The following is a 6,668-nucleotide window of genomic DNA, read 5'->3' as shown; positions in this document are numbered from 1 at the left end:
GATGGTCTCCTCGATCGGCACGAACGAGCCCTCGATGCCGGTGAACTGCTTGGCCACGAAGGTGTTCTGCGACAGGAACCGCTCGATCCGGCGGGCCCGGCCGACCAGCACCTTGTCCTCCTCGGACAGCTCGTCGATGCCGAGGATGGCGATGATGGACTGCAGCTCGTTGTAGCGCTGCAGGATCCGCTTGACCTCCGAGGCCACCGCATAGTGCTCCTGGCCGATGTACTGGGCGTCCAGGATGCGCGAGGTGGAGTCCAGCGGGTCCACCGCCGGGTAGATGCCCTTTTCTGAAATGGGGCGCGAGAGGACCGTCGTCGCGTCCAGGTGCGCGAACGCGGTGTGCGGCGCCGGGTCGGTGATGTCGTCGGCGGGCACGTAGATCGCCTGCATCGAGGTGATCGAGTGGCCACGGGTCGAGGTGATCCGCTCCTGCAGCTGGCCCATCTCGTCGGCCAGGGTGGGCTGGTAGCCCACCGCGGACGGCATCCGGCCGAGCAGCGTGGAGACCTCCGAGCCCGCCTGGGTGAACCGGAAGATGTTGTCGATGAACAGCAGCACGTCCTGGTTCTGCACGTCGCGGAAGTACTCGGCCATGGTCAGCGCCGACAGCGCCACCCGCAGCCGGGTGCCCGGCGGCTCGTCCATCTGCCCGAACACCAGCGCGGTCTTGTCCAGCACGCCCGAGTCGGTCATCTCCGCGATCAGGTCGTTGCCCTCACGGGTCCGCTCGCCCACCCCGGCGAACACCGACACGCCACCGAAGTTCTCGGCCACCCGGTAGATCATCTCCTGGATGAGCACCGTCTTGCCGACGCCGGCGCCGCCGAACAGGCCGATCTTGCCGCCGGTGACGTACGGGGTGAGCAGGTCGATGACCTTGATGCCGGTCCACATCGGCTCGGTCTTGGGCTCGAGCTGGTCGAACGGCGGCGGGTCGCGGTGGATCGACCACCGCTCGGTGAACTCCACCTTCTTGCCTGCCTCGTCCAGCGGGTCGCCCAGGGCGTTGAACACGTGGCCCTTGGTGATGTCACCGACCGGGACGCTGATGGCGGCGCCGGTGTCGGTCACCTCGGTGCCGCGCACCAGGCCGTCGGTCGGCTGCAGCGCGATGGCCCGCACCATGTCGTCGCCGATGTGCTGGGCAACCTCGAGGGTCAGGGTCTTGGACAGCTCACCCAGCTCGATGTCGACCTTGAGCGCGTTGTAGAGCGCGGGCAGGCTGTTGCGGCCGAACTCGATGTCGACGACCGGCCCGATCACCCGGACCACCCGGCCGCGGACCGGAGCCGGGGTGGTGTCGGTGCCGGCGAGGTTTTCCATCACAGTGCTCATCAGTAGTCACTTCCTGCTGCTGCCGCGAGGGCGTCGGCGCCACCGACGATCTCACTGATTTCCTGGGTGATTTCGGCCTGGCGGGCCTGGTTGGCCAACCGGGTGTAGGTCTTGATCAGGTCCGCGGCGTTGTCCGAGGCGGACTTCATGGCCCGCCGCCGGGCCGCCGACTCCGACGCCGCGGACTCCAGTAGCGCCGAGAAGATCCGGGCCCGGACGTAGCGGGGCAGCAGGGCGGTCAGCAGCTCGTCCGGTTCCGGCTCGAACTCGTACGCCGGGGCCGGGGCGTCCTCGGAGGCTTCCTCGTCCAAGGCAGCGTGCTCGGCCTCGGACAGCCGCACCGGGGCGACCAGCGCCGCGGTGGGTGTCTGGCTCACCATCGAGTCGAACCGGGTGTAGACGACGTACAGCTCGTCGATGCCGGGCTCGCCGTCCACCGAGCCCTCGCTGGTGGCCAGCAGCGCCGAGACCACGGTGTCGGTGGCCCCCCGGGCGTCGAGGAAGTTCGGCTGCTCGGAGAAGCCGGTCCAGCTGCCGGCGATCGGCAGCTGGCGGAACCGGTAGTAGCCGACGCCCTTGCGGCCGATCACGTAGATCACCGGTTCCCGGCCGTCGGCCCGGACCGAGGCGGCCAGCTCGTTGGCCTTCTTGATCGCATTGGCGCTGTAGCCGCCGGCCAGGCCGCGGTCGGAGGTGACCAGCAGGATGCCGGTGCGCCGCACGGTGTCGGCGCCGGTCAGCAGCGGGTGCTTGAGCGAGGCGTCCTTGCCCAGTGCCGCCAGCGCCCGGGTCAGCTCCAGGGCGTAGGGCCGGGCCGCGTTGACCCGGTTCTGCGCCTTGACGATCCGCGACGCGGCGATGAGCTCCATCGCCTTGGTGATCTTCTGGGTCGACTGGACCGACCTGATCTGGCGCCGGTAGACCCGCAGCTGGGCACCCATCAGTTACCGGTTCTCTCCGCCGGCAGCCGCGCCGGCACCGGCCGGGGCGGCGTCAGAGGCGTCGGCCTGCTCCGAGGAGCCGTTCCGGTCGGCGGCCCGGGCGTCGGCCTGCTGGGTGGCCTGCTCGCGGTCGGCGGCATCGGCGTCAGCCTGCTCGCGCACGGTGGAGGCGTACTGCGCCTTGACCTCGACCACCGCCTTCTCCAGCTGGCTGATGGTGTCGTCCTCCAGCCGGCCGGTGTTGACGATGCTGTCGAAGATCTCCGGCTTGTTGTGCGCGATGTAGTCGTGCAAGGCCGCTTCGAACGGGCGGACGTCGGCAACCTCGAGGTCGTCGAGCTGGCCGGTGGTGCCGGCCCAGATCGAGACCACCTCGCGCTCGGCGGGGAACGGCGAGGCGGCCGGCTGCTTGAGCAGCTCCACCAGCCGGGACCCGCGCCGCAGCTGCTGCTGGCTGGCCTTGTCCAGGTCCGAGCCGAAGGCGGCGAACGCCTCCAGCTCGCGGTACTGGGCCAGGTCCACCCGGAGCCGGCCGGCGACCGAGCGCATCGCCTTGGACTGCGCGGCACCGCCGACCCGCGACACCGAGATGCCGACGTTGATGGCCGGCCGGACGCCGGCGTTGAACAGGTCGGTCTCCAGGAAGCACTGGCCGTCGGTGATCGAGATGACGTTGGTCGGGATGTAGGCCGAGACGTCGTTGCCCTTGGTCTCGATGATCGGCAGGCCGGTCATCGAGCCGCCGCCGAACTCCTCCGACAGCTTCGCGCAACGCTCCAGCAGCCGCGAGTGCAGGTAGAACACGTCACCCGGGTAGGCCTCGCGGCCCGGTGGGCGGCGCAGCAGCAGCGACACCGCGCGGTAGGCCTCGGCCTGCTTGGACAGGTCGTCGAAGACGATCAGGACGTGCTTGCCGTCGTACATCCAGTGCTGGCCGATGGCCGAGCCGGTGTAGGGGGCCAGGTACTTGAAGCCGGCCGAGTTCGAGGCCGGGGCGGCCACGATGGTGGTGTAGGGCAGTGCGCCGGCCTCCTCCAGGGTGGAGCGGGCCGCGGCGATGGTCGAGCCCTTCTGGCCGATCGCGACGTAGATGCAGCGCACCTGCTTCTTCGGGTCGCCGGTCGCCCAGTTGTCGCGCTGGTTGATGATGGCGTCCAGGGCGACGGTGCTCTTGCCGGTCTGCCGGTCGCCGATGATCAGCTGGCGCTGGCCGCGCCCGATGGCGGTCATCGCGTCGATGGCCTTGATGCCGGTCAGCAGCGGCTCGCGCACCTCCTGGCGCATCACCACCGACGGCGCCTGCAGCTCCAGGGCGCGCCGCTCGCTGGACTCGATCTCGCCCAGGCCGTCGATCGGCTGGCCGAGCGGGTTGATCACCCGGCCCATGAAGCCGTCGCCGACCGGCACCGAGAGGATCTCGCCGGTGCGCTTGACCGACTGGCCCTCGGCGATGTGGGCGTCGTCGCCCAGGATCACTACGCCGATGTCGCGGACGTCGAGGTTGAGGGCCAGGCCCAGGGTGCCGTCCTCGAACCGCAGCAGCTCGTTGGTCATCACGCTCGGCAAGCCCTCGACGTGAGCGATGCCGTCACCGGCGTCGGCGACGATCCCGACCTCTTCGCGGGAGGCTTCCGGCGAGTACGAGGACACGTAGCCCTCGAGTGCGTTCCGGATCTCTTCGGCAGAGATCGTCAGCTCAGCCATCTTGGTTCCTCAATCTCGATCATCCGATGATGCATGGTTACCTGTGCTACCTGTGGTGGCCGTCAGCCGGCGAACGCGGCCCGGGCGGCGGCCAGCCTGCTGGCCACGCTGCCGTCGATGACCTCGTCGCCCACCCGGACCACCAGCCCGCCCTGGACGCTGTCGTCGACGGCGGTTCGAACGTTTATCTCTCGACCGTAGAGCCGGCTCAGCGCCGCCGCCAGCCGCTCGGTCTGCTCGGAAGTCAGCTCGGCCGCCGACAGCACCCGGGCCACCGACCGCTCGCGGCGGGCGGCGCTGGCCTGCAGCAGGTCGTCGATCGCCAGCAGCAGGGTCGGCCGGCGGCCGCTGGTCACCGCGTGCTCGAGCAGCTGCCGGGTGATCGGGTGCACCTTCTGCCCGACGAGCGAGTCCAGCAGGGCGACCCGGCGCTCGGCCGGCATGCCGGCCTCGTCCAGCGCCGCGGTCAGCTCGCCGGAGTTGGCCAGGATCCGCTCGAACCGGAACAGCTCGTCCTCGACGGTGTCCAGCTGGCCGTCCTGCTCGGCCGCGGCCAGCAGGGTGTCGTCGGCGATGATCTCCAGGGCGTCGGGCAGGTCCCACGGCGAGGACCAGCGCAGCGACACCGCGTCGGCGATCAGGTCCAGCGCCACGTCGCCGACCTTGCCGGTGAACAGCGTCCGGGCCAGCTCGCCGCGGGCCGAGGCGTCGGTCGACGGGTCGCCCAGCGCCCGGCGCAGCCGGGGCTGGCCGGCCAGCAGGCCGGCCGCGGCGTACAGCTCGCCGGCCAGTTCCTGGTACCGGTTGCCGGCATGCCCGCCGACCAGCGGCAGCCAGCTGAACCGGCTGTCGGACAGCTGCGGCAGCATCGCGTTCAGCCGCTCGCGCAGTTCGGCCAGCGCCGCCCGCGAGGCGGCGGAGGTCATCATCGCTGCTCGCCCGCCTGCTGCCGCTCGATGTCGGCCAGGAACGCGTCCACGGTGCCGCGGATCGCCGCGTCGTCGGACAGCCGCTGGCGCACGATCTTCTCCGACAGCTCCACGGCCAAGGTGCCGATCTCGCTGCGCAGCTCGCGCACCACCTGGCTGCGCTGGGCGGCCAGCTGCTCCTCGCCGCGGGCCACGATCCGCGCCGATTCCTGCTGGGCCTGGGTGCGCAGCTCCTCGACGATGCGCTGCGCCTCGGCGCGGGCGTTCTCCCGGATCTGGGCGGCCTCGGTGCGGGCCTCGGCCAGCTGGGCGTTGTACTGCTCCAGCAGCCGGGCCGCCTCGGCCTGCGCCTGCTCGGCGCGTGCGATGCCGCCCTCGATCGCGTCCCGCCGGGCCTCGAAGGCCCGCTCGAACGCCGGCACGACGAACTTGGCGATCAGGAAGAACAGGATGCCGAAGATGATCAGCACCAGGACGAACTCCGCGACGTTGAAGCCGAGCGGGTTCGGTTCTTCCTCAGCAGCGAGCAGGGTCAGGGTCATGACGCACTCCTAGCAGGTAGGTCGGCAGCTTTTAGGAGTTGCTGGCCTTGATGACGAACGCCAGCGCGATGCCGATGATGGCCAGCGCCTCAGCGAGGGCGAAGCCCAGGATCGCGATCGGCTGCAGCCGGCTCTGCATCTCCGGCTGCCGCGCGGTGCCGTTGATGTAGGCCGCGAAGATCAGGCCGATGCCGATACCCGGGCCGATAGCCGCCAGGCCGTAGCCAACCATGTTGAGCGAGCCACCCATGGGGGGTTTCCTTTCGTTTCTCGGCCGGCGTGGCCGATCGTGATCGTTATCGCTGGTGCGCACGGTGCGCGGGTGTTGCAGGTGGTGCCGGGAAATCAGTGCTCGGAGGCCAGTGCTCCGGAGATGTATTGCGCGGTCAACAACGTGAAGACGTAGGCCTGCAGCAGGGCGACCACGATCTCGAGGAAGCCGATCGCCACCCCGAGCGCGAAGGCCAGCACGCCGGCCGGCTTGAGCACCGGCGACCCGGTGGCGTGGATGAGCAGGTACGCGCCGCCGGTGGAGAACAGGATCAGCAGCAGGTGCCCGGCGAACATGTTCGCGAACAGACGCAGCGACAGCGTGATCGGCCGGATCATGATGTTGGAGAGGAACTCCAGCGGGATCAGCAGCGGCAGGATCCAGAGCGGCACCCCGGAGGGCACGGTGGTGTGCTTGAGGTAGCCGAAGAAGCCCTTGTGCATGACGCCGACGCCGTTGTAGATCAACCAGACCAGCGCCGCCAGGCCGTAGGCGAAGCTGACCCGCGAGAACGGCGAGAAGGTGAGCAGCGGCACGACGCCGAACAGGTTGTTCACCATCACGAAGAAGAACAGCGAGACCAGCAGCGGGACGTAGCGGCGGTATTCCTTGCTGCCGATGATGTCCTGCGCGATCCCGTTGCGCACGAAGTTGTAGGCCTGCTCGCCGAGGTACTGGCTCTTGGTCGGCACCACGGCGCTACGCCGCGAGGTGATCGCCAGGAAGAGGTAGGCCACCACCGCGCCGAGCACCAAGAGCAGGGAGGCCTTGGTCAGCAGGACCTGGTAGCCATGCTCATTCCAGGAACTACCTGTGAAATCTGGCAGAAAGAAGTCAACCGGTCCGGGCGCGTGAAATCCTTCAGCTGCCAGGACTAGGCCGGTGTGGCTCACGCAGTCTCTCCTCGGTCATCACTATCTGGCCGCGTTGTTCGGGCTGC

7 protein-coding genes are annotated in these 6,668 nt (G+C 69.3%); all 7 read right to left on the bottom strand.

What is annotated here, in order from left to right; translation table 11 throughout:
* Positions 1–1,329: F0F1 ATP synthase subunit beta (gene atpD / locus VLJ82_RS14725; protein WP_408664116.1), on the bottom strand; the 1,329-nt coding region annotated here is incomplete at its 3' end.
* A gap of 11 nt (positions 1,330–1,340) precedes the next feature.
* The gene (locus tag VLJ82_RS14720; protein WP_408664115.1) at positions 1,341–2,282 is read right to left on the bottom strand and encodes a F0F1 ATP synthase subunit gamma; all 942 of its coding nucleotides are present in this window, start codon (positions 2,280–2,282) and stop codon (positions 1,341–1,343) included.
* 3 nt (positions 2,283–2,285) lie between these two features.
* A complete protein-coding gene (gene atpA, locus VLJ82_RS14715; protein ID WP_408664114.1) occupies positions 2,286–3,986 on the bottom strand; it encodes a F0F1 ATP synthase subunit alpha in 1,701 nt (566 codons plus the stop codon).
* 62 nt (positions 3,987–4,048) lie between these two features.
* Positions 4,049–4,912 carry a F0F1 ATP synthase subunit delta gene (locus tag VLJ82_RS14710; RefSeq protein WP_408664113.1) on the bottom strand — a complete coding sequence of 288 codons (864 nt, stop codon included), beginning with the start codon at positions 4,910–4,912 and terminating at the stop codon, positions 4,049–4,051.
* The gene (locus VLJ82_RS14705; RefSeq protein WP_408664112.1) at positions 4,912–5,457 is read right to left on the bottom strand and encodes a F0F1 ATP synthase subunit B; all 546 of its coding nucleotides are present in this window, start codon (positions 5,455–5,457) and stop codon (positions 4,912–4,914) included. The genes VLJ82_RS14710 and VLJ82_RS14705 overlap by 1 nt, the downstream gene beginning before the upstream one ends.
* A gap of 31 nt (positions 5,458–5,488) precedes the next feature.
* Positions 5,489–5,707: an ATP synthase F0 subunit C gene (atpE, locus tag VLJ82_RS14700; RefSeq protein ID WP_408664111.1), complete on the bottom strand. Its 219-nt coding sequence runs from the start codon at positions 5,705–5,707 to the stop codon at positions 5,489–5,491.
* A 95-nt stretch (positions 5,708–5,802) separates the two neighbouring features.
* Entirely contained in the window at positions 5,803–6,621 is an 819-nt protein-coding gene (gene atpB / locus VLJ82_RS14695) for a F0F1 ATP synthase subunit A (RefSeq protein ID WP_408664110.1), read from the bottom strand.
* Positions 6,622–6,668 lie beyond the last annotated feature (47 nt).

Source organism: Jatrophihabitans sp., from assembly GCF_035474675.1.
Lineage (GTDB): Bacteria > Actinomycetota > Actinomycetes > Mycobacteriales > Jatrophihabitantaceae > Jatrophihabitans_A.
Note: the sequence above shows the minus strand (reverse complement) of the source record. Positions and strands in the feature narration are given on the sequence as shown.

Bases quoted from the DNA above. Each gene is read 5' to 3' on its own strand.
- atpA (WP_408664114.1), bottom strand. From the start codon at position 3,986: ATGGCTGAGCTGACGATCTCTGCCGAAGAGATCCGGAACGCACTCGAG.
- VLJ82_RS14710 (WP_408664113.1), bottom strand. From the start codon at position 4,912: ATGACCTCCGCCGCCTCGCGGGCGGCGCTGGCCGAACTGCGCGAGCGG.
- VLJ82_RS14705 (WP_408664112.1), bottom strand. From the start codon at position 5,457: ATGACCCTGACCCTGCTCGCTGCTGAGGAAGAACCGAACCCGCTCGGC.
- atpE (WP_408664111.1), bottom strand. From the start codon at position 5,707: ATGGGTGGCTCGCTCAACATGGTTGGCTACGGCCTGGCGGCTATCGGC.
- VLJ82_RS14720 (WP_408664115.1), bottom strand. From the start codon at position 2,282: ATGGGTGCCCAGCTGCGGGTCTACCGGCGCCAGATCAGGTCGGTCCAG.